Origin of the sequence: Bartonella japonica (genome assembly GCF_040545385.1) — a bacterium.
GTDB classification, from domain to species: Bacteria; Pseudomonadota; Alphaproteobacteria; order Rhizobiales; family Rhizobiaceae; genus Bartonella; species Bartonella japonica.
Map to the genome: position 1 here is coordinate 51,391 of NZ_JBEPLT010000007.1, position 26,523 is coordinate 77,913.

The 26,523-nt window shown below is 38.0% G+C and carries 27 protein-coding genes; 15 read left to right on the plus strand and 12 right to left on the minus strand.

The window, feature by feature from the left end; genetic code table 11:
* Positions 1-19: 19 nt before the first annotated feature.
* From ABID39_RS04355 to panB, 8 genes are all read left to right on the plus strand, one after another.
* On the plus strand, positions 20-622 hold the full coding sequence (locus tag ABID39_RS04355; RefSeq protein ID WP_354186411.1) for a DUF2062 domain-containing protein: 603 nt from the start codon (positions 20-22) through the stop codon (positions 620-622).
* Positions 619-1,020 carry a holo-ACP synthase gene (gene acpS / locus ABID39_RS04360; RefSeq protein ID WP_354186413.1) on the plus strand — a complete coding sequence of 134 codons (402 nt, stop codon included), beginning with the start codon at positions 619-621 and terminating at the stop codon, positions 1,018-1,020. The genes ABID39_RS04355 and acpS overlap by 4 nt, the downstream gene beginning before the upstream one ends.
* Positions 1,021-1,101: 81 nt before the next feature.
* Positions 1,102-1,908, plus strand: coding sequence for a signal peptidase I (gene lepB / locus ABID39_RS04365; RefSeq protein ID WP_354186415.1), 807 nt, complete (start codon positions 1,102-1,104; stop codon positions 1,906-1,908).
* Positions 1,889-2,596 (plus strand): ribonuclease III, encoded by a 708-nt coding sequence (gene rnc / locus ABID39_RS04370; RefSeq protein WP_354186417.1) that lies wholly within the window; start codon positions 1,889-1,891, stop codon positions 2,594-2,596. The genes lepB and rnc overlap by 20 nt, the downstream gene beginning before the upstream one ends.
* Complete coding sequence (era, locus tag ABID39_RS04375; protein ID WP_354186419.1) at positions 2,589-3,494, plus strand: GTPase Era; 906 nt, start codon at positions 2,589-2,591, stop codon at positions 3,492-3,494. Before rnc ends, era begins: the two co-directional genes overlap by 8 nt.
* 1 nt (position 3,495) lies before the next feature.
* The gene (gene recO, locus ABID39_RS04380; protein WP_354186421.1) at positions 3,496-4,239 is read left to right on the plus strand and encodes a DNA repair protein RecO; all 744 of its coding nucleotides are present in this window, start codon (positions 3,496-3,498) and stop codon (positions 4,237-4,239) included.
* 23 nt (positions 4,240-4,262) lie between these two features.
* Positions 4,263-5,132 (plus strand): pantoate--beta-alanine ligase, encoded by an 870-nt coding sequence (panC, locus tag ABID39_RS04385; RefSeq protein ID WP_354186423.1) that lies wholly within the window; start codon positions 4,263-4,265, stop codon positions 5,130-5,132.
* Complete coding sequence (gene panB, locus ABID39_RS04390) at positions 5,119-5,934, plus strand: 3-methyl-2-oxobutanoate hydroxymethyltransferase (RefSeq protein WP_354186425.1); 816 nt, start codon at positions 5,119-5,121, stop codon at positions 5,932-5,934. The genes panC and panB overlap by 14 nt, the downstream gene beginning before the upstream one ends.
* 392 nt (positions 5,935-6,326) lie before the next feature.
* Here panB and ABID39_RS04395 read toward each other — a convergent pair whose 3' ends face one another.
* On the minus strand, positions 6,327-6,947 hold the full coding sequence (locus ABID39_RS04395) for a YfbR-like 5'-deoxynucleotidase (protein ID WP_354186427.1): 621 nt from the start codon (positions 6,945-6,947) through the stop codon (positions 6,327-6,329).
* Positions 6,947-7,813, minus strand: coding sequence for a CAF17-like 4Fe-4S cluster assembly/insertion protein YgfZ (ygfZ, locus tag ABID39_RS04400; RefSeq protein ID WP_354186429.1), 867 nt, complete (start codon positions 7,811-7,813; stop codon positions 6,947-6,949). Before ygfZ ends, ABID39_RS04395 begins: the two co-directional genes overlap by 1 nt.
* Before the next feature lie 64 nt (positions 7,814-7,877).
* Between ygfZ and ABID39_RS04405 the strand changes: the two genes are divergently transcribed.
* Entirely contained in the window at positions 7,878-9,206 is a 1,329-nt protein-coding gene (locus ABID39_RS04405; RefSeq protein ID WP_354186431.1) for a dihydroorotase, read from the plus strand.
* Between the two features lie 118 nt (positions 9,207-9,324).
* On the opposite strand, the gene ABID39_RS04410 is transcribed toward ABID39_RS04405, so the two are convergent.
* Positions 9,325-9,747, minus strand: coding sequence for a TIGR02301 family protein (locus tag ABID39_RS04410; protein ID WP_354186433.1), 423 nt, complete (start codon positions 9,745-9,747; stop codon positions 9,325-9,327).
* A gap of 480 nt (positions 9,748-10,227) precedes the next feature.
* Between ABID39_RS04410 and cysS the strand changes: the two genes are divergently transcribed.
* The 5 genes from cysS (at position 10,228) to pssA (ending at position 16,103) form a co-directional block, all read left to right on the plus strand.
* Positions 10,228-11,730 (plus strand): cysteine--tRNA ligase, encoded by a 1,503-nt coding sequence (gene cysS / locus ABID39_RS04415; protein ID WP_354186435.1) that lies wholly within the window; start codon positions 10,228-10,230, stop codon positions 11,728-11,730.
* Positions 11,731-11,776: 46 nt separating this feature from the next.
* Positions 11,777-12,448, plus strand: a complete 672-nt coding sequence (locus ABID39_RS04420) for a DUF421 domain-containing protein (protein WP_354186437.1) — start codon at positions 11,777-11,779, stop codon at positions 12,446-12,448.
* 115 nt (positions 12,449-12,563) lie between these two features.
* On the plus strand, positions 12,564-14,447 hold the full coding sequence (locus ABID39_RS04425) for an ABCB family ABC transporter ATP-binding protein/permease (RefSeq protein WP_354186439.1): 1,884 nt from the start codon (positions 12,564-12,566) through the stop codon (positions 14,445-14,447).
* 109 nt (positions 14,448-14,556) lie between these two features.
* On the plus strand, positions 14,557-15,255 hold the full coding sequence (locus ABID39_RS04430) for a phosphatidylserine decarboxylase (protein ID WP_354186441.1): 699 nt from the start codon (positions 14,557-14,559) through the stop codon (positions 15,253-15,255).
* Positions 15,256-15,263: 8 nt separating this feature from the next.
* Positions 15,264-16,103, plus strand: a complete 840-nt coding sequence (gene pssA, locus ABID39_RS04435) for a CDP-diacylglycerol--serine O-phosphatidyltransferase (RefSeq protein ID WP_354186443.1) — start codon at positions 15,264-15,266, stop codon at positions 16,101-16,103.
* Positions 16,104-16,674: 571 nt separating this feature from the next.
* Here pssA and ABID39_RS04440 read toward each other — a convergent pair.
* The 9 genes from ABID39_RS04440 to rpsF form a co-directional block, all read right to left on the minus strand.
* Positions 16,675-17,424 (minus strand): SDR family NAD(P)-dependent oxidoreductase, encoded by a 750-nt coding sequence (locus ABID39_RS04440; protein WP_354186445.1) that lies wholly within the window; start codon positions 17,422-17,424, stop codon positions 16,675-16,677.
* A gap of 2 nt (positions 17,425-17,426) precedes the next feature.
* Positions 17,427-18,917 (minus strand): amidophosphoribosyltransferase, encoded by a 1,491-nt coding sequence (purF, locus tag ABID39_RS04445; RefSeq protein ID WP_354186447.1) that lies wholly within the window; start codon positions 18,915-18,917, stop codon positions 17,427-17,429.
* A gap of 120 nt (positions 18,918-19,037) precedes the next feature.
* Complete coding sequence (locus ABID39_RS04450; RefSeq protein WP_354186449.1) at positions 19,038-19,592, minus strand: CvpA family protein; 555 nt, start codon at positions 19,590-19,592, stop codon at positions 19,038-19,040.
* A 124-nt stretch (positions 19,593-19,716) separates the two neighbouring features.
* Positions 19,717-21,111 (minus strand): DNA repair protein RadA, encoded by a 1,395-nt coding sequence (gene radA, locus ABID39_RS04455; protein WP_354186451.1) that lies wholly within the window; start codon positions 21,109-21,111, stop codon positions 19,717-19,719.
* A 6-nt stretch (positions 21,112-21,117) separates the two neighbouring features.
* Positions 21,118-22,620 (minus strand): replicative DNA helicase, encoded by a 1,503-nt coding sequence (locus ABID39_RS04460; protein ID WP_354186453.1) that lies wholly within the window; start codon positions 22,618-22,620, stop codon positions 21,118-21,120.
* Positions 22,621-23,134: 514 nt separating this feature from the next.
* Positions 23,135-23,731, minus strand: coding sequence for a 50S ribosomal protein L9 (rplI, locus tag ABID39_RS04465; protein ID WP_354186455.1), 597 nt, complete (start codon positions 23,729-23,731; stop codon positions 23,135-23,137).
* 25 nt (positions 23,732-23,756) lie between these two features.
* Positions 23,757-24,737: a hypothetical protein gene (locus tag ABID39_RS04470; RefSeq protein ID WP_354186457.1), complete on the minus strand. Its 981-nt coding sequence runs from the start codon at positions 24,735-24,737 to the stop codon at positions 23,757-23,759.
* A gap of 149 nt (positions 24,738-24,886) precedes the next feature.
* Complete coding sequence (gene rpsR / locus ABID39_RS04475; protein ID WP_354186499.1) at positions 24,887-25,135, minus strand: 30S ribosomal protein S18; 249 nt, start codon at positions 25,133-25,135, stop codon at positions 24,887-24,889.
* A complete protein-coding gene (gene rpsF / locus ABID39_RS04480) occupies positions 25,135-25,542 on the minus strand; it encodes a 30S ribosomal protein S6 (protein ID WP_354186459.1) in 408 nt (135 codons plus the stop codon). The genes rpsR and rpsF overlap by 1 nt, the downstream gene beginning before the upstream one ends.
* 353 nt (positions 25,543-25,895) lie before the next feature.
* Between rpsF and ABID39_RS04485 the strand changes: the two genes are divergently transcribed.
* On the plus strand, positions 25,896-26,483 hold the full coding sequence (locus ABID39_RS04485; protein ID WP_354186461.1) for an undecaprenyl-diphosphatase: 588 nt from the start codon (positions 25,896-25,898) through the stop codon (positions 26,481-26,483).
* Positions 26,484-26,523: the final 40 nt, after the last annotated feature.

The following is a 26,523-nucleotide window of genomic DNA, read 5'->3' on the forward strand; positions in this document are numbered from 1 at the left end:
GATATATATTGAGAATTATATGCTTTTTCGTCGTAGAGAATCAACAAATTTTTTTAATCGACTTCGGTTTCTGTTATGGCCACGTCGTTCATTTTCTCGTTCGTTTTCTTATATACGTAAACGTATTTTGCGTATATCAGCGACGCCGCATAAAGTAGCTCTGGGGTTTGCTATTGGTATTTTTTTAGCCTGTTCCCCTCTTTTTGGGATGCATATTGTCTTGGCGGTATTTTTTTCTTGGATCTTTCGCGCAAATTTTGCCGCAGCAATCATAGGGACGATTTTTTCTAATCCACTGACATTTTTGTTGATTGTTATGGCTGATTACAAAGTAGGTTATTTTTGCTTATCGCTTTTTAGCGATGTTAATGAGATTTCTCTTTCACAAATTCGCGCCTTGTTTAATGGTTTGACATTTACAAATATATCTCTGCTTTTTAAAGGAGCATGGGTCTCAATCATGAAACCAATGTTTTTAGGGGGTAGCCTTTTAGGTTTTATTTTGGGCGGATTATCTTATATAGGCGTTTACAGAGCAATTGTTCGTTTTCAGCAAAAGCGCTATCAAAAGATTATAAAAAGAAAAAAATTGTGGCAAGAAAAATCGGATAATATTTTATGATTGTTGGTCTTGGAAATGATCTTATTGATATAAGACGCATTGAGAGAATGTTGGTTCGTTATGGCGATCATTTTGTTCAACGTATTTTTACCGATATTGAACAGATAAAATCCGATAATCTTCAAAAAAGATCTTCTTCTTACGCCAAAAGATTTGCTGCCAAAGAGGCATGTGCTAAAGCTTTGGGAACAGGAATTTCTCGTGGTGTAGGGTGGAAAGACATGGGGGTGGTCAATTTACCATCTGGAAAACCAATCATGAAACTAACAGATCGTGCGCAACTTCAATTACAAAAATTATTGCCTTCTCATTATGACGCTGTCATTCATCTTAGCATAACAGATGATTTTCCGTGGGCGCAGGCATTTGTCATTATCGAAGCGCTGCCGCATGGATAAAGAGTGTAGGAAATTGTGTTTTTGTTTTTTTAACATTATGATAAAAAAGTGAATGATATTCGTCATGGAAGGTGGTTTATAATGAGAGAGAAAGTGCGTAAAAAGGAAGAAAAAGGTGGAATTCTTGAATTCATTTTTGTTTTGATACAAGCTCTGTTTTTAGCAGCACTCATTAGGACACTTTTGTTTCAGCCTTTCAGTATTCCTTCTGGTTCTATGCGTCCTACTTTGTTGGTGGGAGATTATCTTTTTGTTTCTAAGTATTCATATGGGTATTCTCATTTTTCTATGCCTTTTTCGCCTCCTCTTTTTTCGGGACGTATTTGGGCAACTCAGCCTCGTCGTGGAGATGTTGTCGTTTTTCGTTTACCGAGTAATCCAGATATTGATTATATAAAACGTGTTGTTGGACTACCGGGGGATCGTATACAGGTTCGTCAAAGCGTTCTTTATATTAATGATGAAGCAGTTTCACGTCGCTTTATGGGAAAGATTGATAATTTTGATATAACAGAAACCAATTACCCTGTTGATGTTTATCGCGAGACGATGCCTAATGGTGTTAGCTACGATACACTTGATTTAGCCTTTATTCCGCAAGTTGACGATACAAAAGTCTTTGAAGTTCCGGATGGGCATTATTTTGTGATGGGTGATAACCGTGATAATTCAGATGATAGTCGTTTGGATGTAGGTTATGTACCAGAGGAGAATCTGATTGGTCAGGCAAGAATAATTTTTTTCTCTATTAGGAATGGTTCAAGCGCTTGGCAGATTTGGCGCTGGCCATTTGATGTGCGTTGGAGTCGTTTATTCTCTTTGATCAATACTGTTCATGATTTGCCGCTTATCAAGCAAGGAATCGACGATGAAGAGTCCAATGATTGATCAGCTTGAAAAGCTAACCGGGCATCGTTTTAAAAATGAAGAGAGATTAAAAAGAGCATTAACACATTCTAGTGTACAAGATTCAGAACAGGGGAACTACGAGCGGCTAGAATTTCTAGGTGACCGAGTACTGGGGCTTCTGATTGCAGAAATGCTGTATCAATTTTTCCCGCAGGCAAGTGAAGGTGAATTATCGGTACGCCTAAATGGCCTAGTGAATGCACAGACATGTGCTGAGATCGCACGAGAAATGGGATTGGCTGAAATGATTCATGTTGGTTTTGAGATGAGAAATTTCGAGGGGCGTCGTCTCACCAATATGCACGCTGATGTGGTAGAGGCTTTGATTGCTGTCATATATCTTGATGGAGGATTGGAGAGTGTTCGGCCTTTTATTCAAAAATATTGGCAAAGTCGGGCAAAACAAATGGATGCTGATCGACGTGATGCTAAGACAGAGTTACAGGAATGGGCGCATATACAAGGTAGCGCACAACCACATTATCGGGTTGTAAAGCGCTCTGGCCCAGATCATGATCCTATTTTTATGGTAGAAGTAAGCATTTCTGGTTTTGCACCAGAGATTGGGCAGGGTAGTTCTAAAAGATATGCCGAAAGAATGGCAGCTGAAAAAATTTTACGACGAGAGGGAGTATGGGAAGCAATGGGAAAGAGCAATCATGGATGACGTTATAAAAACGCGTTCTGGTTTTGTTGTGCTTATTGGCATGCCTAATGCTGGTAAATCCACATTGGTTAATCAATTAGTTGGAGCAAAGGTTTCCATTGTAACTCACAAGGTGCAAACAACACGAACTTTGATCCGTGGTATTGTTATTCATGATAATACGCAAATTGTGTTGATTGACACTCCAGGTGTTTTTCGTCCTCACAAGCGATTAGAACGTGCGATGGTGTCTGCTGCGTGGGGAAGCGCTAAGAGCGCTGATGTTTTGCTTGTTTTAGTTGATGTTCAAAGTGGTCTTTCGGATGATGTTTGTGCTATGTTAGATATCGTAAAAAATGTTAAACAAGATAAAATTCTCATCATTAATAAAATTGATACAGTTGCTAAAGAGTCTCTTTTAGCATTAACCGCAAAGGTTAATGAACATGTAAAGTTTGTGCAGACATTTATGATTTCTGCTTTAAATGGCTCTGGTTGTAAGGATTTGCTTCATGCGTTGAGTTCAATGATGCAGGAGGGACCATGGTATTATCCAGAGGATCAAATTTCGGATATGCCCATGCGTCATCTTGCTGCTGAAATTACGCGCGAAAAGCTTTTTCTTCGCCTTCATGATGAACTCCCTTATTCTTCAACAGTTGAAACAGAAAACTGGGAAGAGCGTTCAGATGGTTCAGTAAAAATTAATCAAGTAATTTATGTAGAACGTGAGAGCCAGAAAAAAATTGTCTTAGGCGCAAAAGGTGAGACAATTAAAGCAATTGGTCAAACAGCGCGTGAAGAGTTAATGAAAATTATGGATCAGAAGGTTCATCTTTTTCTTTTTGTGAAGGTGCGTGATAATTGGGATAGCGATCCAGAACGTTACCGTGAAATGGGATTGGATTTTTTAAAATAAAATGAAATGGAAAGAACAAGCCATTATCCTTAGTACGCGCCAATATGGTGAAACAAGTGTTATTCTTGAAATTATGACACGTCAGCATGGCCGTTATATGGGGGTGGTAAAAGGGGGACGTTCGCGTCGTATGGCAGCTCTTCTGCAACCTGGAAATTTTGTTGAGGCTGAATGGTGGGCACGTTTAGACGAACATTTAGGACTTTTTCGGATTGAAGCCCTTGATTTACATGCAGCACGATTAATTGTTTTACCAGAAGCACTTTACGCTTTGCAGGTGATGGCATTTCATTTGCGTCTTCTTCCTGAGCGTGATCCACACCCTATTTTATATGATATGTTATACCTTTTTATGCAGAATTTTGATGAATTCTCTGTCATTGCAGAATTGCTTGTACGTTTTGAAATGCGGCTTCTTGAAGAACTTGGTTTTGGTCTTGATTTATCTCATTGTGCTGCAACAGGTTGTCAAGAAGGTCTTTGTTATGTTTCGCCAAAATCTGGAAGGGCTGTATGTGAGGAAGCAGGGCATCCTTGGAAAGAAAAGCTCTTAACTTTACCACAATTTCTTGTGCAAAGAACGATACGTCCTATAGATTTTAGTGACATAATAAATGGTTTTATTTTAACAGGCTTTTTTTTAATGCGTCATGTTTGGGAACCACGAGATATGAAACAGCCTTTAGTACGCATAAATTTGATACAATTGTTTGAACGGCAGTTTCGTATACAAGCATTAATTTAATTCATAATGATGAGAATGTGAAAATGCAAATCTTAAAAACGATTGCGGAAGTGCGTCAATATCTTGCAGAAGAAAAACGTTTAGGATTTTCGATTGGTTTTGTGCCTACTATGGGGGCATTACATGATGGTCATCTTGCATTGGTACAGCAAGCAAGAGCAATGTGTGATCGAATATTGGTTTCTATTTTTGTTAATCCGAAGCAATTTGATCCTCATGAAGATTTTGATAAATATCCAAGAGATTTGATGGGCGATTGTGCTTTATTAAAACAAGCGGGCGTTGAATATGTTTTTGCACCTTCTGTAGAAGAAATGTGGCCACTGGGAAATGAGACAATTGTAAAGGTAGAAAAATTATCACGCATTTTGATAGGAAAATTACGTCCAGGACATTTTTGTGGTGTGACCAGTGTCGTTGCTAAGCTTTTTAACATTGTTCAACCAGATAAGGCTTTTTTTGGGGAAAAGGATTTTCAACAAATTTTGATCATTCGGCGTATGGTTAAAGATTTGGCGTTTCCTATTGAAATTGTTGGAGTTCCTATTTTACGTGAGGAAGATGGTGTAGCGAGTTCTTCACGTAATCAGCTTTTAACATTAGAAGATCGTAAAGCTGCCAAAATTATCCCTGAAAGTGGTCGAGCTGCTGAAAAATTTTATAGTCAAGGTGAACGATCGGTTGATAAATTGTGCAAGATTGTTCGCGCTATTTTACAACAAGAGACACGTGCGATCATTGAATCAATAGATTTACGGGATATGGAAACTTTATGCGTGGTGAAAGGAACATTAGATAGACCTGCAGTTTTACTTCTCACTGTTCGTTTTGGTGAGGTGAGACTTATCGATCAATATGTATTACAGGAAAAAACTGAAAATGAGTGTACATAAAACTATAAAACGCATAACCGCTTCTCAAATACAGTCAAGGAAAGGACAAGAACCTATTGTTTCACTTACGGCTTATCAGTCCTATACTGCACGGATTGCTGATCCATATTGTGATTTGCTTTTGGTTGGTGATAGCGTTGGTATGGTTGTATATGGATTTGAAACAACACTCCCTGTTAATTTAGATATGATGATTTTGCATGGGCAGGCGGTTGTCCGTGGATCTAAAAGGGCTCTTGTGGTGGTTGATATGCCTTTTGGTTCTTATGAAGGAAGTCCAGAACAGGCTTTTTTGAATGCGTCACGTATTCTTGCACAAACAGGATGTGGTGCAGTTAAGCTTGAAGGTGGTGTCTCTATGGCAAAAACAATTGATTTTTTGTGCAAACGCGGTATTCCAGTTATGGCACATATAGGTCTTACTCCACAGGCGGTAAATCATTTTGGTGGCTTTAAAACACAAGGACGCAAAGAGAGTGATTGGCAAAAAATTGAAGCTGATGGAGCAGCGATTGAAGAGGCCGGTGCTTTTGCGGTTGTTGTGGAGGGGGTTGTCGAACCCTTAGCGGTAAGGCTTACAGAAAAACTTTCTATTCCGACTATTGGTATTGGTGCGTCTAACCAGTGTGATGGGCAAATATTGGTTATGGAAGATATGTTAGGCTATGGTGCTTATGTGCCAAAATTTGTACGCCGTTATGGTACTCTTGAACAAGCAATGGAGACTGCCATCAAGAATTATGCGGAAGATGTCACCTCTCGTGCTTTTCCAGCGGATGAGGAAGTCTATAAACTGAAATAAATCCAATTTAATTTGGAAAACATGATAAGTGATCATTTGTTATCGATCCTAGGTAATGAATGTTTATTTTTTATATCTCTCCTGTTTGCATTCAGTCTGTGGTATGATTTTTGTGTATTATTTTTTCATGAATGCATGAGTTTTTGCATCTCTTGTTGAGAGGATGTTATAAAGAATTTAGGTTTAATAACATCGTTTTTGCTAATTGAAACGATGCATTATTATAAAAGCAGAATTGCAGAACATCGAATATCGAGAGGGTAATGGATGGAAGAAAAGAAATTATTCTTTTAATGATTGCATCCAAGAGAAATGTTAAGAGAAGACAACGATAATTGAATAAATTTATTTTTTAATGAGCACAATAAAGAATAGATGATGCAAGGAGAACATTAGTCTGGTCTTTGAGTGTCAAGGTTATTAAAGCGGATTAAAAAAGCATTTTCAATTTGTTGTGTAGAACATGGTTGTAAGTCGAGATCATCGGGTAAAATATTATTTGGAGAACCAAAATAGCGAAGAGCTTCTTCTGTATTAAATCCGGCAAGTGTAGTAGCTTCATAAAATGCGGCAATACGATCGGCTTGTTTGATTTTTTTTAAGAGTTTTTTGGAGGGATTAACGGGGAGAGAAAAGCGCATGTGGATAGCATCCTGTATACGTTTCTCAATGAGTTCATATTGCTGCCCTATGACAGCTTTAAAAGGTGAAATGATATCACCAATAACATATTCTGGCGCATCATGAAGAAGAGCATATAGACATTCATTACTACGTGATTGAGGACAAAGATTTTGAAATATTTTTTCTACCAAAAGTGAATGCTGTGCAACAGAATAGGCATGCATTCCTTGCGTTTGTCCATTCCAACGTGCAACGCGGGCAAGCCCGTGGGCAATATCTTCTATTTCAATATCAAAAGGGGAAGGGTTTAGCAAATCAAGTCTCCTGCCAGAAAGCATTCTTTGCCAAGCGCGGACTTCTCCTTTTTGTGTTAATTCAGCTTTAGCCATTAGTGGTTTTCCAAGGTATTTTCAGGAAAGGTAAAACTCATATTTTCAGGAATGCTTATGGTGACAGGAACATTTTTTACTGTAAATGGGATATTGTTATCTATCGCATCTTTGACATGATCAATACGCATTAATGCGAGCGCTTCATTTTTAGAACATGTTTTCAAGCAACCAAGTACTTTTGTTCCTGCTTCAACATTTAAGCCTGAGGCTAATTCATGTTGGCTTTTAACAATTAAAATGCGACGACGTGCTGTACGGCGATGATGCATTCGTGAAACAATTTCTTGTCCGATATAGCAACCTTTGTTGAATGAGAGTCCATCGATTTGATCGTAATTAATATCGTGAGGAAAGATTTTCCCTATCTCATAATCTTGATCGCTTTCTGCAATTCCATAACGAACACGCAATCGATTCCAATTGTCATGATATTCTGGAGCAAAAAAAGATGTTTTTCCATAGATTCGTATTATTTTTTCTTTTTGTGGAAATCGTTTATCAATAAAACTTAAATCAAAATTTAAGCTATCTAATTCATTATTACAAGAAACAGTAACAAGCCATTGTAATGGTTGTGTAATTTCCACTTTTTTTTGTAACCTATAGAGCAGGAGGCGTTTCTGGAAGCTATCCGCGAGCGGTGCAATGATATCAATGAGATAACCATCATCTATTTTGCTGATAAGAAAATCAGCCATAACTTTTCCTTGTGGGGATAAGAGGGCTCCTGGGAAAATTTCTTGTGGGCTTATTTTTTTCACGTCTGTTGTGATAACAGTTTGCAGAAAATCTGTTGCTTCTTCACCCGTAACTTTAATAATTTTACGGTTTGTAAAAGAAATAGCATTTTGTTTTTTTATCATGGTTCTTGCCTTTCTACCGAAAGTTACATAATCGATAAAGAAGGGATATATAAGGAGCGTGGCTATGTGTAAAATATTTGATACAATTTTAAAAGGTGCAACAGTTGTAAACCATGATGGAAGTAGCAAGCGTGATATTGGTATTACGAATGGGCGTATTGCTGAAATTGGTGATCTTTCGCGTGTTTCTGCTGGTGAGGTTATTGATTGCATCGGACTTCATATTTTACCAGGTATCATTGATAGTCAAGTTCATTTTCGCGAGCCAGGTAATGAACATAAGGAGGATTTGGAAAGCGGTTCCTATTCTGCGGTTTTAGGAGGGGTTACAACAGTTTTTGACATGCCTAACACCAACCCACTGACCATATCAGAAGAAGCATTGAGCGATAAGATTAAACGCGGATTTCACCGGATGCATTGTGATTTTGCATTTTGGGTTGGAGGAACGCGTGAAAATGCTCATGAACTGGCAGATCTAGAAAGACTTCCGGGTGTTGCTGGAATAAAAATATTCATGGGATCTTCCACGGGTGATCTTTTGATTGATGATGATGAAAGTGTACGTCTTATTTTGAAAAATATAAAACGTCGTGCAGCTTTTCATTCTGAAGATGAGGAAAGGCTCAGAGAGCGTAAAATGTTATGTATTGAGGGGGATGCATCATCACATCCGGTTTGGCGCGATGAGATTGCAGCATTAAAATGTACACAGCGTTTAGTGAAAATCGCACATGAAACAAAGGCACGTATTCATGTGCTGCACCTTTCTACTGCGGAAGAAATTGATTTTCTAAAAAACCATAAAGATGTAGCAACGATTGAAGTTACACAACATCATTTAACTTTGACTGCTGATGATTATCAAAAATTCGGCACTTTAATTCAGATGAACCCACCGATTCGTGAGAGCCGCCATCGTGAATCTCTTTGGCACGGTGTTCAGCAGGGTATTATTGATGTTTTAGGCTCTGATCATGCTCCTCATACGCTTGAAGAAAAGCTTCGGTCTTATCCTGTTTCACCTTCAGGGATGACAGGTGTGCAGACAACAGCAGCAATTATGCTTACACATGTCAATGCAGGGAAGATATCCCTTGAACGTTTTGTTGATCTCACTTCGCATGGTCCGAGCCGTATTTTTGGTATAAGCTGTAAAGGGCGTCTTGCTGTGGGATATGATGCTGATTTGACTGTTGTTGATCTTAAGCGAAAAGAAATTATTACGAATGCATTGATTGGTTCGCGCGCTGGTTGGACACCTTATGATGGTAAAAAGGTTCAAGGTTGGCCTGTGGGAACTATTGTTCGTGGTATGCGTGTTATGTGGGAAGGTGAAATTGTAACACCTGCACAGGGCGAACCCGTTAAATTTTTAGAATCTTTGGTATAATCATTTTAAAAGTGGTAAACTTGATGAAATGACTTTGCGCATTAAAAAATATGCGTGGCGATTTTATGGAATAAAATATGGGTTTTTCAGCATTTTCCTTATTGATATCAGAATTGGTTTATTGATCGTATTGTGATTGCGAAATTGAAGGTTTGGTATTTTGTACAAGTGAATTGCTAAAATGGGTAAGAATGTTTTCGGATAAGGCACTGCCTTCTTTAATGTATCTTTGGCTTGCTTCAATTGCTGACTGCGTACAATGATGATAATTTTCTGAGAAAGCACGATAAGATTCATTAAAGGCTTCATAAAAATAAGCACGTCTTTGTGGAATTGGTTGTTCTGCTTCAATCAGTGCACCTATGTAATTATACCACTGGTTTGTTGGAGTACTGCAAAGATTTTGTAGAAAATGTAGAGATCCCAAAATCTCTGCCAGCCGTAACAATTTTTTTTCATAGGGTGGCGATTGTTGTGCAAAAGTTGGTATAGAAGTTGAAAATGATATAAAAATAATGAATATTATCAATAGAATGCGCATTATTTCTTATGACTTTCTTTAAATAAATTCTTCCACGATCATAATAGCAAATAAAATAGCGTGAAAAATACTTATGCATCATTACCAGTAATGGTCATAGTATAAAATCTAGGGCATGAAAGAGGATAAGGAAAGTACAATGGAGAGATATTGAAAGTTTTGCTAGGGTTTGTATGGCTACAAAATCAGATTTTCTATATACGATCCATTTTTCGTATGAATTTACAGCATATTGTGCATTGAAGATTTTCTTCTATGATAATCTTTCTCAAGTAAAGAGTATGGACTTTATTGAGAAAATACTCTTACCCAGTCAAATGAAAGAGATTATTTTTGTGACAGATTGTGGAGACATCCTAATTGAACTGAGGTAGTTAGGAGAATTTTATGTAAGATACTATAAAAATTTTAACTTAAATCGCATAACGCGATGATCTTGGGTAGAAGGGCGGTGAATAATATCGCTAAGGGAGTATAGTGATGAGAGAGTTGCGATTTTATAATACGCTTACACGCAAGAAAGAAATTTTTACACCAATCGATAAAACAAGAGTACGTCTTTATGTTTGTGGTCCGACGGTTTACGATTATGCGCATATAGGTAATGCACGTCCTGTTATTGTTTTTGATGTTTTATTTCGCTTATTGCGTCATGTTTACGGCAATAATTATGTGATATATGTGCGTAATATTACAGATGTAGATGATAAAATTAATGCACGAGCAGCTTGCGAGTATCCAGAGCTCGCGCTTAACGAAGCTATTCGTCAATTGACAGAGCGTACATATGCCCAATTTCAACAAGATACGGTAGCACTTGGTTGTTTATTGCCAACAAGTCAACCACGCGCAACTGATCATTTAGAGGAAATGCGTTCTTTGATTGAAAGGTTGCTTGAAAAGGGGTACGCTTATAAAGCAGAAAATCATATATTATTTTCTGTAAGCAGCATCAAAAACCATCCTCATTATGGATCATTTGCAAAACGCTCTTTAGAAGAAATGAGAGCGGGTGCACGTGTTGAGGTTGCTGCTTATAAAAGAGAGGAAATGGACTTTGTTTTGTGGAAGCCTTCTATGGATGGAGAGCCAGGTTGGGCATCCCCAGCAGGAATTTCTGTTTTGGGGCGTCCGGGTTGGCATATTGAATGTTCTGCAATGTCGATGGCAAAATTATTAGCACCTTATGGTGGTGGTTTGGACTGTGATAACCCAACAGCGAATATTTTTGATATTCATGGTGGTGGCATTGATTTAATTTTTCCTCATCATGAGAATGAAATTGCACAAAGTTGTTCAGCTTTTGGAACTGAGCGAATGGCTAATCTTTGGATGCATAACGGTTTTTTGCAGGTTGAAGGTAAAAAAATGTCTAAAAGCCTTGGCAACTTCATCACGATTCGTTCTATTTTAGAGGGGAATTTTTTTGAGTTTAATGAAGCCTTAACAAATGAAATAAAACAAAGTTGGGCAGGTTTATCAGCACGTTTTTCAATGTTACAAACGCATTATCGTGAACCATTAAATTGGACTGTTCAGCGTTTAATACAATCCAGTAGTGAGCTGTATCGCTGGTATGAATTGCTTCGTTGTGAAAGGAAGAGTTTGGAAAATAATGAAACGATAGATAATTATTTAGTAGATATCCTCAGTGATGACCTTAATACTCCAAAGGTATTTGCTCTTTTACGAAAATTTTATAAAACAGGCAATGTTGTCTCTCTGGCAAATGGGATGTGTTTATTAGGACTGTTTTGTCAAGAGTGGATTCGGGACGTAAATTGTCCATTATTTATGAGAAAATCTTCCCTTGATCCAAAAATTATTGATCAACGCATTGCCGAAAGGATGCGACTTATCCATAATAAAGAGTGGGCAGCTGCGGATACAATTCGTGATGAGCTTGCAGCTAAGGGGATTATTTTAAAAGACGAAAAAGACCCACGGACCGGTGAACGTGTGACCATGTGGGAAGTAAAGTAATGATAATTTCCCTATCCCAGAAGCTCTCATAAAAAGGGAGAATATAATGGAATTTGTATATAGTTATGGGTATGTCGCCTTTAAGCTTGCGGTGGGCCTTATTGCCTTTCTCTTAATTTTAAGAACAACAGGGCGGGGAAGTCTTAGCCAAATGACACCAGTTGATTTAGTCAGCAATTTTGTCATGGGAGGTATTATTGGAGGGGTGATTTATAATCCGAACATTAGCAGTATCCAATTATTAGTTGTTTTGTGTATTTGGCAGGCTTTAGTTACCTCTCTTAATTTTTTTGCACGCTATTCAGTTTTTTTTCGTCGTCTCATTGCAGGACGAAACACGACATTAGTTTTAGATGGTGTATTTCAAATGGATAAGATTAAAAGTTTGGGTATCGGCGTCAATGATTTGATTACAATGCTACGTATTAAGGGCTGTAGTTTAAATGAAGCAGCTTTTGTTCAGTTAGAAACCAATGGCGATTGTTCTGTTATTAAAAAAGAGGAAGGTAAGAAGTCTGTCATTTTAGTGCAAAATGGTGAAATTTTCGATAATGGTCTTAAAGAGATTGGCAAATCAAAGACATGGCTTCAAGCAGAATTGAAAAAGAAACATGTAAAAGTTGAAAGCTTATTTGCAGCAGAATGGTATGAGCGTACAGATTCAAATAATAAACTCGATAAAGGATTATTTCTTGTCCCTTTTTCAAAAACAGTCTAATTTCAAAGAATATTACGTGTTGTTTATGATGAGCATATGGAGACGAGAATGTAATCTATAAGCAACAAGAGGGGTGTAGTGGCTATTCAGTGGGTGATAAAAAAGTAAGGACTTTATGAAGCACGATGAAATAATGAAAACTGTATCGTCAGATACAGGACAGACTTTGCGCACAATTTATAATCTGTGGCCTTATATATGGCCGGTAGAGCGGCATGATCTAAAAGTGCGGGTTATATGGGCAATATTTTATCTTGTTTTAGCCAAACTCATTCTTGTATCGGTACCCTATTTTTTTAAATATGCTACTGATGCACTTGATGTAAGCTTTAAGATGTCCCTGTGGGGATCATCTAGTTGTGTTATTCCGATCATGCTTGTTTTAGCATACAATGTTGCACGTATTGTTCAAGCTGCATTAAACCAGTTACGCGATTCCCTGTTTGCAACCGTTGGTCAATACGCTATTCGTAAGTTAGCTTATAAGACCTTTGTGCATATTCATGGTTTGTCTTTGCGATTTCATTTAGAAAGGCGAACTGGTGGGCTTTCTCGTGTAATTGAGCGTGGTACAAAGGGAATTGAAGCTGTTGTTCGATTTTCGATTCTCAATACGTTTCCAACGGTTTTAGAATTTATTCTGACAGCACTTGTATTTTGCATAAATTATGGATGGTATTACGTATTCATAGTTGTGATAATGGTTGGTTCATATACTTGGTTCACAATTAAGGCGAGTGATTGGCGTATTCGCATTAGGCAAGAAATGAATACAGCGGATACCGAGGCAAATATACGTGCTGTTGATTCTCTCTTGAATTTTGAAACAGTCAAATATTTTTGCAATGAAAATCTAGAAGCACGTCGATTTGATTCTTCGATGGCCAATTATGAAAAAGCAGCAACAAAAATTTGGACCTCATTAAGTTGGCTTAATTTTGGTCAGGCTCTTATTTTTGGTATTGGAATGACTATTCTGATGCTAATGTCAGCTTACAAAGTTTCCCGTGGGACACAAACTTTAGGAGATTTTGTTTTTATTAATGCGCTTTTAATACAGCTTTCCATTCCGCTGAATTTTATTGGCTCAATTTATCGTGATGTTCGGCAAGGTTTAACTGATATTGAAGCTATGTTTGATCTTTTAGATGCTAGACAGGAAATCATTGATAAATCAGATGCAAAACCATTGGTTGTAGAGGGGGGGACTATTCGGTTTCATCAGGTAAAATTTTCTTACGATTCAGATCGCCAGATTCTTAAAGGAATTGATTTTGAGGTTTCTAGAGGTAAAACCGTTGCAATTGTTGGTCCATCAGGTGCTGGTAAATCGACAATTTCCCGATTACTTTTTCGTTTTTACGATGTTGATGCGGGTTCCATCACAATTGACGGGCAAGATATCCGTGATATAACACAGGAAAGTTTACGTGAAGCAATTGGTATGGTCCCACAGGATACTGTGTTATTTAATGACACAATTGCATATAACATTTGCTACGGGCGTCCAAGTGCTACGGATGAAGAGATGTGCAAAGCTGCTGAAATGGCACAGATATCAAAGTTTATTGAAATGCTTCCGGAAGGTTTTCAGTCTATAGTAGGTGAGCGTGGACTCAAGTTATCAGGTGGTGAAAAACAACGTGTGGCTATTGCACGGACATTGTTGAAGGCTCCTCCGCTTCTTATTTTGGATGAGGCAACTGCAGCTCTTGATACGGCAACAGAACAGGACATTCAGCAAGCATTGGATATTGTAAGTCGTGGACGTACGACATTGATAATTGCTCATCGTCTTTCTACCGTGATAAATGCTGATGAGATTTTGGTTCTCAAAAATGGTCGTATTATTGAAAATGGAACTCATGCAGAGCTTTTACGCAAGAAAGGTTTATATGCTTCAATGTGGAACAAACAGCTTGAAGCATCACAAGCTGAAGAAAAATTACGTAAAATACGTGAAGAAGGTGAGGCAGGTGTTGTTAATCGTAAAAAATAAGTTGCGCAAAATATGACCTATAACTTTATATTGGAGTGATTGATAGCAAATAAGGAGGAACAAAAAGATTTATGACTTGTCTTAAGTTACACTATGAATAGGAAATTATATGAGTATTTTACAATCTATCCATAATAGTTTTACACCAATCCATAAAGAGGGATATCCTTTTATTTTAGCGTTTTTTATTATTTCGCTCATTCTTGGTTGGGTATGGAGTCCCTTGTTTTGGTGTGGTCTTATTCTTACGGTGTGGTGTATATATTTTTTCCGCGATCCCAATCGTGTAATTCCTTTGAATTCGAATTGGATTATATCTCCTGCTGATGGGCGTATCTCATTTGCTGAGCCATGTATTCCGCCTGAAGAATTGGGGTTGGGACCTAAAGAGATGATCCGTATTTCGGTCTTTATGGATGTTTTTTCATGCCATATTAACCGTGTACCTATAAGTGGTACGGTGGAGTCTATAGTTTATCGTCCAGGACGTTTTAATAATGCAGAGTTTGATAAGGCTAGCCAGTTTAATGAGCGTAATGGGATGGTGATTGATAGCAAACATGGTAAGATTGGTGTTGTGCAGATAGCAGGAACGATTGCTCGGAGAATTGTTTGTTGGTCAAAAGAAAATGATTCCGTTATTACAGGTCAACGCTTTGGGTTGATTCGTTTTGGCTCTCGGCTTGATATTTATATACCACTTGAAGTGAAGTTACGTGTTGCGGTTGGTCAGACAGTGGTTGCGGGGGAAACAGTTTTAGGTTCATTTGATGATGAGAATGCTACAATTGACTTCAGATTCGATTAGGACAAACAATGAAAAATTTTTCCTTATTTTCTTCATTTAATCCTGAAGGACAGCACGATGATAGTGCAAATCGGTGGCGTTCACCTACGCCGATGCGGTATGTTATTCCTAATATTATTACTGTTTTGGCAATTTGTGCTGGGATGAGCAGTATTCGCTTGGCTTTTGAGAATCGTTATGAGGCTGCTATTTTAATGGTACTTTTAGCGGCAGTTCTAGATGGCGCTGATGGTCGTATTGCCCGTTTGATGGATGGGAGTTCATCCTTTGGGGCACAGATGGATTCTCTTGCTGATGTGATTAATTTCGGTGTTGCTCCTGCACTTATTGTTTATTCTTTTGTTTTGACCGAAGTACATCAAGTTGGTTGGGTAGCGGCACTTGTCTATTGTGTTGCTTGTTGTTTGCGGTTAGCACGTTTTAATGTCATGTTAGATAATGCTGATATACCAAAATGGAAGGGAAATTATTTTGTTGGTGTTCCTGCACCGGCAGGGGCGTTATTGCTTTTATTGCCTATGTATTTAGGTGCTCTTGGCTTGGTACCAAATTGGAGCTGTGCATTATTTTTTAGCCTTTATACTGTGGTTATCGCTTTTCTTTTGGTCAGCCGTTTGCCAGTATGGAATGCAAAAACGATAGATCAAAATTTAAGGCGTGACATCGTTGTGCCATGTATGTTAGGGGTCGTTATCTATGTAGGTTTTCTCGCAACCTACACATGGCATACTTTATTGATCACAGCTATTGGTTATATAATTTTTCTCCCTTGTAGTTTTGTAGCTTATAATAAACGAGCTGCTTTGGAGGAAAAAAAGGCTAATACTAAAGCTGTCCAAGAATCATAGAGATTTATCTTTTTGTTTGGAGAGTGAGAGTAGAAAGAGGGAAATCCATTCCGCACTACGTCTTCGTATTTATTTTATGCTTAAAAGCTATAAGTTTGGCCATTATTCACTCGTTTCCAATGATACGATTCCTCTTGTGTTGAGATATTTATGAGAGTCGTATGGATTCTTTTCTAAAATGGTTTTTAACTGCACATTGATTTATCTAAAGAGACAACCTTCTCAATACTCCAAAACTTATTTCATGATGGTATTTGTAAACAGTGTAACGTAAGTTTCATTAAGAACTACTGTTTTTATATTTATGACGCAATAAATCAGCATCATCACTACTTTTCTAGCTCAAAATGTCATGGAGTCTTTGCATTTAAATGGGTTTATAAGGGAGAGTATTGGTAGTCTTTTCTTAAGTGATTTTACTCAATACATTGATCCTACCTTGTGATGTGCAAGCCAATAATTTTAAATGATTCATTATGAACAGGACTGAAGTGAAAGAATCCTATACTATTCGAGGTTTTTATTTAAGGTGCAAAATGGTGAACTATTTTTATAAATCACAGTTATTGCTCTAATCAGGTATATGGTAGTCCATAAATCGATTTTGACGAACATTAAAAAGCTTTCCTGTTTTCTTTAAATCAGGTGAGGATAAATGTGCTATTTTAGCTGCAACTTCTTGTGGTGAAGGAAGAGTTTGAGGATCTTCACCAGGCATGGCTTTTGCACGCATGGCAGTGCGTGTTGCTCCAGGGTCAACACAATTAATTTTTATAGGGGTTTGCTTGAGTTCTTCTGCCCAACAACGGGCAATCATTTCTAAAGCAGCTTTAGAGGCCGCATAAGGTGCCCAGAAAGCACGTGCAACATGCGCAACGCTTGAGGATAACAGAATTGCCCGTCCAGCATCAGATTTACGTAATAAGGGTTCAACGGCTTTCATTAAGCGCCATTGGCTGACGAGATTTATTTGAAAAACATCTTCAAATACAGTGTTTTCAATATGAGCCACTGGTGAGAGTGTTCCAAGGATTCCTGCATTTGCAACCATAATATCGAGTTTTCCCCAACGTTTGTCAATTGAATCACTAAGAGTATCAATGTTGTCCATATGATGTAAGTCGAGTGGCACGAGCGTTGCATGAGAGCCTTTTTCTTGAATTTTGTTGTCAAGTTCGGTAAGCTCATTTACAGATCGTGCTAGAGCAATAATGTGAGCACCACGTACTGCGAGTTCTAATGCTAAATGGTAGCCAATTCCTCTTGAAGCACCGGTAACAAGTGCTACACGACCAAACAGATTAAAATCAGTTTTTTTCATCATTAATCTCTTGTTTTAAGAACAGTTAATTGATGAATTTGAGGAATACTTTCTTGATCAACAAGAGGTGTAGGATAATCTCCTGTAAAATAATGGTCAGTAAACTGCGGATCAGCATTATTTCGTTTTTCCCCTGTTACAGCAAGGTAGAGTCCATCCGTTGAAAGAAATTCTAACGAGTCAGCTCCAACAAAATTGCACATAGATTTTAAGTCTGGATATTGATTAGCCAACAAGCTTTCAATGTTAGGTGTATCAATGCCATAAAAATCAGGATAAAAAATCATAGGGCTAGAAATACGCATATGGACTTCTTTTGCTCCTGCATCGCGAAGCATTCGTACAATTTTGAGAGATGTTGTTCCACGTACAATGGAGTCATCAACGAGAATAATGCGTTTTCCTTCGATCACAGGCCGATTTGCCGAATGTTTTAATTTGACTCCAAAAGCACGAATTTGTTGTGTTGGTTCGATAAAAGTGCGTCCAACGTAGTGGTTGCGAATAATACCAAGCTCAAAAGGAATTCCAATTTCTTGTGCATAACCAATAGCGGCAGGTGTTCCTCCATCAGGAACAGGAACCACAACGTCACCTTCACAGGGGGCTTCTTGCGCCAAACGAATTCCCATATTCTTACGTACCGTATAAACATTCCGTCCTCCAACGATTGAATCAGGACGCGCAAAATAGACATATTCAAAAAGACAAAGTTTCTCTGGTTTTTCGCTCTCCGGTTTTATAACTTTTGTAGTAATTTCCCCATTTTTTTGTATTTCACATATGATAATTTCCCCATTTTTTACATCACGAACATATTTTGCTCCAATAATATCAAGTGCACAGGTTTCAGAACAAAAAATTGGTTTACCATCAAGTTCCCCCATTACGAGAGGTCGAATACCTGTTGGATCGCGTGCTGCAATGAGTTTGGTACGTGTGAGCGCTAACATGGCATATCCACCTTCTACTTGTCGAATGGCATCAACAAAGCGATCAGATGAAGATTCATGGCGTGAACGGGCAATGAGATGAAGAAAAACTTCTGAATCTGATGTTGATTGACAAATAGCTCCCGAGGCAATCAGTTCGCGGCGTAATGTAAGACCATTAGTGAGATTGCCATTATGGGCAATAGCAATACCTCCAGCTTTTAATTCAGCAAAAAGTGGCTGAACATTGCGTAATGCGACTTCTCCAGTTGTTGAATAACGGGTATGTCCGATAGCAAGATTTCCTGGTAAGCGGGCAAGTGTTGCAGGGTTTGTATAATGATCACCAACAAGACCTAAATGTTTTTCCTGATGAAACATTTTATTATGGTAGGAAACAATTCCAGCTGCTTCTTGTCCACGGTGTTGAAGTGCATGAAGACCGAGAGCTGTTAATGTTGCCGCATCTTCATGCCCTAGGATACCAAAAACCCCACATTCTTCATGAAGAGTATCGCCATCTAATGGAAAATTCTGATGGGAAATATCGTTTTTTGTCATTATATTCTTTCAGTCGTGATATAAGGAATGATTACATCATAGCTCACATATTATTGGGAATTTTTTGACATGACAAACTATTTTCCATTTGGCTTTGCCGAATTTTCTTTCATGAGAGTGTTAATGCTGTGCATTAGTATTGTCTTTAGTATTGTCTTTTTTTAAGAATTTTTCTGTTTTTTCGAGGACAGTATCAAGATCTTTGGGGAGTTTTTCCAAAACTTCTTGTCCCAATGAATCTAATATGGGTTTTGTTGTTGCATTTTTTAACCAATTAGCTTGGTTCTCGGGTTTTATAAGCGCATTAAGAAGCAACATACCAATAACCATAATGAATAAACCGCGGAATGCTCCAAAAACAAAACCGATGGTACGGTCAAGAATACCAATGCGACTATCAATAATAAAATCAGAGATCTTCATTGTAATGATTGAAGTAATAATGAGAACAATAATAAAAATCGTGATCAATGTAGTTATTAATGCGATCATTTTGTTAGAAAGATATTGCTCAAAAAAAGGTAATACAGGTTTAAATAAAAACAGTGTAGCAACAGCTGCGATTGCCCAAGAAACCAATGATAGCAGCTCGCGTGAAAAACCTCGGAGCATAGCAAGGAAAGCGGACAACAGGATGATTACTACGACAATTCCATCAAGGACTGTTATGATCATTTGTTTGTTCCTTATACATAAAGTTGTGTTTTTTTTATACAGTATACAAATGAGTTTCTTGTTATGCTATATTTTGTTTTTATAGCAATAATCTTTTATATTTTATAGATTTTTTTTAATACTATCACGTCGGTGGTGAAGACCGTTTTTTACCTAGAGTAATAGCAGAAACTAGCTCAGGGAGATTAGAAAATATTTTTTGTTGAAAATTAGTCAATCTCATTGTCTCTGTTGTCGTAGTGGGATGAACAGCTCCTTGAAAGCCAAGTTTTTTTGCTTCATTGATGCGTTGTGTTGAATGTGCAACAGCACGGGTAGCTCCTGAAAGGCTAATTTCACCAAAATAAACATAATTTGTTGGAAGAGGAATATTTGCGAGAGAAGATACCAAAGCTGCGGCTACAGCTAAGTCGGCTGCTGGCTCTGATATGCGATATCCACCTGCAATGTTAAGATAGACATCGTGCTGTCCAAAACGAATACCGCAATGAGCTTCTAAAACGGCAAGAATCATAGAAAGACGATTCCCGTCCCATCCAACAACAGCGCGCCGTGGTGTTCCAAGTGAAGAAGGAGCGACAAGCGCTTGGATTTCTACTAATATTGGGCGTGTTCCTTCCATTCCTGCAAAAACAGCAGCACCTGGTGCTTTTTCATTCCGTTCACCTAAAAATAATTCAGATGGATTAATAACTTCCCGTAATCCTTTATCAGACATCTCAAAAACGCCTATCTCATTCGTGGGGCCAAAACGGTTTTTTACAGTTCTAAGAATCCGATAATGATGTCCACCTTCACCTTCAAAATAAAGAACGCCATCAACCATATGCTCGACAACGCGGGGCCCAGCAATTTGTCCGTCTTTTGTAACATGTCCAACAAGAACAACAGCTGTTCCTGTTTTTTTTGCAAAGCGTATCATTGCTTGAGCTCCGATGCGCACTTGTGTGACTGTGCCAGGTGCTGAATCCGCTGCATCTGACCATAAAGTTTGAATAGAATCGATAATGACCATATCAAGGTTTTTGTGCTCGCTTAAGGTTGCAAGAATATCTTCAACATGCGTTTCCGCAGCAAGTTTAACCTCTGTATCAGCAGCACCAAGCCTTTGAGCACGCAGGCAGATTTGTGCAATAGCTTCTTCACCCGAAACATAGATGACATTGTGTCCTTTTCGCGATAAAGCGGCAGCCGTTTGTGTTAATAATGTTGATTTGCCAATCCCTGGATCTCCACCAACAAGTAATGCTGAGCCACGAACAAATCCTCCACCGGTAACACGATCAAGCTCAGCAATTCCAGAATGAATACGTGGAGCATCTTCAATATCACCAGAAAGAGATGTCAGGGCGATGATGCGTCCTTTATGGATATTTTGCACAGGTCCACTGCCAATACCGTTATTGACATTTTCTTCAACAAGAGAATTCCATTCTCCACAAGAACTACATTTTCCAGCCCAACGTGAATAAATTGTTCCACAATTTTGGCAGATAAATTGAATACGGCTGCGTGCCATGATAATTTAACCAATCTGTTCTGGAAGATAATTTCTGTCTGCTAGGTCACTAAAACGTGTGAAATCAGATTGAAAGGCAAGATGAACCGTTCCTGTTGGTCCATGACGCTGTTTGGCGACAATAACTTCGGCTTTCCCAAATGCATTGTCCATTGTTGTTAGCCATCTGTCATATTCAGGAGTCCCCATTTTTGGTTCTTCATTTTTGAGGTAATATTCTTCACGATAGACAAAAAGAACAATATCAGCATCTTGTTCGATCGAACCGGATTCTCGTAAATCTGAAAGTTGTGGGCGTTTATCTGTTCGGTTTTCCACTTGGCGTGAAAGTTGTGAAAGGGCTATAATAGGAATATTCAATTCTTTAGCTAATGCTTTAAGACCCGTAGTAATTTCTGTAATTTCTTGAACACGATTTTCAGACGAACGTTTTGAGCTCCCTGTCATTAACTGGATATAATCAATGATTAAGACATCCAAACCATGTTGCCGCTTGAGACGCCGTGCGCGAGCTGCTAATTGCGTGATTGATATACCACCAGTTTGGTCAATATAAAGCGGTACTTTTTGTAAGTGATGCATTGCGCGGATTATTTTTGCAAAATGTTCTTCTAAAATATTACCACGTCGCAGATCAGAAGAAGAGACTTCTGTTTGTTCGGAAATAATACGGGTTGCAAGCTGCTCTGATGACATTTCGAGTGAGAAGAATCCAACAATACCCCCTTCATTTTTTTGTGAGGAATTCTCTATTTTATCATCATGAGTATAAGCATTGGCAATATTAAAGGCAATATTGGTTGCAAGTGAAGTTTTCCCCATTCCAGGGCGTCCAGCAAGAACAATAAGGTCAGAGGGCTGTAAACCTCCCATTTTTTCATCAAGCATTTTAATATGGGTGGCTATCCCTGATAATCGTGAAGAACGCTTCTTTGCAGCGCTAACCATGTCAACAGCTTTTCTGACAGCTTCATTGAAGTTTTCAAATCCTCCTCCATATTTGCCTTTTTCTGCCAGCCTAAACAACTGATTCTCAACAGTTTCAATTTGTTGTGCTGGGGTAAGCTCTATGGGAGCATCAAAAGCTGTATTGACAGCTTGCTCTCCGATATTAATCAAAGAGCGTCGAATAAAAAGATCATAAATAACCCGTCCATAATCTTCAGTATTAATAATTGTTACGGCTTCTTTTACTAAACGTACAACGTAATTATATACGGTGATATCTCCAATTCTTTCTTCGGCAGGAATAAAGGGCTTGATAGTTGCTGGATCTGCAAGTTTTCCTTTTTCGATAAAATGAGATGAAACCTCATAGATTTTCTGATGCAATGGATCAAAGAAATGTTCTGGTTTTAGAAAATCTGAAACGCGATCGAGCGCATCATTGTTAATGAGTATTGCTCCAAGCAATGCTTGCTCTGCTTCAATATTATGCGGAAGCTGTCGGAAAGAAGAAGTTTCTTCTTTTTGCAGAGAGTTGAAACTGATAATACTTTTTTCTTCCATAACATTTCTTCCACGGAGATTTTACGTTTTTCTATTTTAGACAATAATCAAGTGTTATACCTTATAAAGGTGAGATGATAAACTTTCGTTTAAGTTAAAATCATACTTTCATTTTTTTGCAATCCTTTACCTTCATCATTATGCGTGTCGTATTTTTGTATAGGGCATATTTTTTATATTTTATTTTTTAATATAAAAATTTTAGAGAATCAGTAGATTTTCACTTTCAGATAACCAAAGAATGTCAGAAATGATTATTTGTACCACATGCGTCTTTTAAGTGTAGTTTTTCAAACAATTTTTGTGTCTCTTTGGGTGAGTAGCATATAAGAGCATTTTCTCGCATTTTATTGATAATCTTTTATGTTACCGTACAGTAAAAATGATTACTTCCATAAAAGTTTATCTTTAGGGAGATAAAAAATTATAAAGCACTCAGTTTTAGAAGCCGAGTGCTTTAACAACATGTTCATATGTTAAAGATAAAAATCGCAAAATAGAGAGAAAGAGGCCGTTAAACCTCTTCAGTGGTGTTGTTTGCGTCATTATCGTTCATTTTCTCTGTAAATTCTTCTTCTTCATTTTCTGTCAATGATTCTTCTTGCACATTGTATATTGCCTCAGAAGAGGTAAGGTTTTCACCCTCTGCTTGACGTTGTGCTTCACTGGTTGAACGTGCAATGTTAATGATTACAGAAATTTGAACTTCAGGGTGTAGGCTAAGAGTAACCGTATGAAGCCCTATAGCTTTTATTGAGTGATTAAGTTCAATTTGATTTCGTTCAATAGAAAATCCTTCAGAGGTTATAATTTCAGCAATATCACGTGTTGATACAGAGCCATAGAGTTGTCCTGTTTCACCAGCTGAACGAACGGCAATGAATGATTTACCATCAAGTTGTTCAGCAATTTTTTGTGCTTCACTTTTGCGTTCAAGGTTACGCGCTTCAAGCTGTGCACGTTGCATTTCAAAATATTTTTTATTGGTCTCATTCGCACGTAACGCTTTGCCTTTAGGCAAGAGAAAATTACGCGCATACCCATCTTTAACTGAGACGATATCACCCATCTGGCCAAGACGAGGAATGCGTTCAAGTAGAATAATATTCATAGTTTTTCCTTTCAGATAAATAAATTTAATGAAGTTTGTTGCGTGATTGAAAGCTATGTTGAAGAGCTGCCCAAATTCCCATCAAAAGCATCATAAGAGAAATAGGTGGTGCAAAAACAACGGTTAAAATGGCAATATAAACAAGAGAGAGTATGATAATCCGACCATTAATTCCTTTTGTGATCTTGTGGAGATATGCAAGACCACTGATTGAGATGATGATAGTATATGCAGTGCTAAAAATACGCATGCCCAAATCAACAGCAGGATTTAATTCAATCATTGATGCTATACAAACAACGATAAAAATAACAATTCCAGAAATTGGAAGACGGAAAGTTTGGCTCCAATCATCACTAGGTCTCTTCAACCACTTCATATGTTGTGCGATTATCATAGAAAAATAAAGATTACCGATGAGAAAAATCAAACTATAAGTTGTTAGAGCAATCGTTGTTAAAGTTGCTGCATGCGCCATTAAAACTTCACTAAACGCAGCTATATCAGTTTCCCTTATAGAATTCGATTGTCGCATAGCTTGTGCTATATTTTCAGTAACTTGTTTTGCAATGAGAGGTGTGGATGGAAGGGATTGGATATAGAGTCCAATAAAGGTTGCTATAAGAGCTATAAAGTTGGTTAAATGAAAAATAACTGATGATAATGGATACCATATCAGTGTATTTTCTTTTTGCGCTGGTCGTGCAAGTCCAAGCAGCCAAGAAGTATAGACAGCAGGCAGAAAAAATAACAACATGAAGCTAAAAGCAGTATAAATATTGGTGACTATAGCAAGAACAACAGTGGCACTGGTTAAGGCCACGAGACTGGCTAATGTCCCTTGACCGAACGCAACGATAAAAATCGGTAGTGAAAGAAAACAACCAAGAAAGATAGAAAAATAAGGGGCGATATTCGCGACGCTGATGATTGCCATTCCTATAACAACAGCAAACAATCCCGCCACAATACCAGTCATTATCTTGTAAACACAAAAGTTTTGCATTTATCGCTGTCCTGCTTTCTGCAGTTAGGGGCATTTCAATGCCCCAACTTTTAGTACTTTTACATCGTCACAGAGTTCTGCAATCAAATATATGCTGAACCACACAAAAAAGCGACTGGAGAAACTCTCCAGTTTCATGACGTCTCTGATTATTTTACAACATATGGAAGTAAGCCTAGAAAACGAGCACGTTTGATAGCATTTGCTAATTCACGCTGTTTTTTCTGACTAACGGCTGTAATTCGTGAGGGAACAATTTTCCCACGCTCTGAAATATAACGCTGCAATAACTTGACATCTTTATAATCAATTTTGGGAGCATTCGCACCAGAAAACGGACATGTTTTGCGACGACGATGAAAGGGGCGACGTCCAGTGGTTTGGTTGATATCAGTCATCATTCTATTCCTTCCATGGCATCCTCATGTTGACGACGTGGAGAGCGAGGACGCTCTTCATCTTGATCAATGTGAGCACTGCGATCAAGGCGCGAGAGCACAGGAGATTTTTCTTTTTCATGTTTTTCTACGCGAATAGTCATGTAGCGCAAAATATCTTCATTGATGCGCATTTGACGTTCAACTTCAGCAACTGCTTCAGCTGGCGCATCAATATTAATCAGCGCATAATAAGCTTTACGATTTTTGCGAATACGATATGCAAGGGGACGAAGACCCCAATTTTCTACACGCCCAACTTTCCCACCGTGCGCTTCAATGACACCTTTGTAAACATTCAAAAGTTCATCAACTTGTTGCGGTGCAATGTCCTGTCGGGCAAGGAACACATGTTCATAAAGAGCCATTGTTTTGCCTTTCTTCAAATTAAACTTTACCGGTTTTAGCGCAAAGCCTCTGCGACTTGTCTTTTTTGGAGATCCAAAGAAGAAAGGACGCGTTTATAACTTGAGACATCCGAGAGCGGAGATACCGGAGGTCGGAAACATTGCGTTCCCTACTGGTCATTTTCAGTCCTCCGTTCAACCTCCAGCCAAAGTGCCGGTAACAAACATTTGACATTTACAGCTTATCTTTAAGAATAGCAAGTTTATGTGCATAAAAAAATTGATTTATTGAATTTTGATGTATTTTTTACAGATTCTGTTTTTTACAAAATAAATGGTGCTGGGCAACTATAAACGTGATGGAGGAGAGAAGAATGAATTTTTTAAACCAGATTGATACTGCATTTTTTGAAATGCTTTCTGGCAATCATCAGTCTTGGTCGATTTTAATTTTGTTTAGTATTTTTTGTGCAAAGTTTTTGATTTATATTATTCCTATTCATCTTTGTGTATTATGGTTTTGTGGTGAAAATAGAGAACGACGTGTAGTGCTAAGCATTTGTGTGAGTATTTGTACGGCTCTCTTTATAGGTTATCTCATTTCTCTTATTTATTTTCATCCACGTCCATTTGTTGTAGATTTGACGACATCATTGATTAAGCACCGTGCAACAGCTTCTTTTCCGAGTAATCATGCTTTGACGATTGCATCTTATATGGCAAATTTTTACTTTTATCGGTACAAAGCTTCTTTTAAATTTGCAGCAGTAATTTTATGCCTAATTTGTTGGGCACGTGTCTTTGTTGGTGTTCATTATCCTTTTGATGTTTTAGGTGGCGCAATTTTAGGAAGTTTCATCAGTTGGGTGATCATTCAATTTGTGGCACCGTATTTTCCGAAGTTTTTATATAAAATTCCACCATTAAAATATAAATTTAAGGGAAACATTCGTTTTAAATAAAGTACTTTGTCTTGATTTGTGCTTGTGAATAAGATCAAAA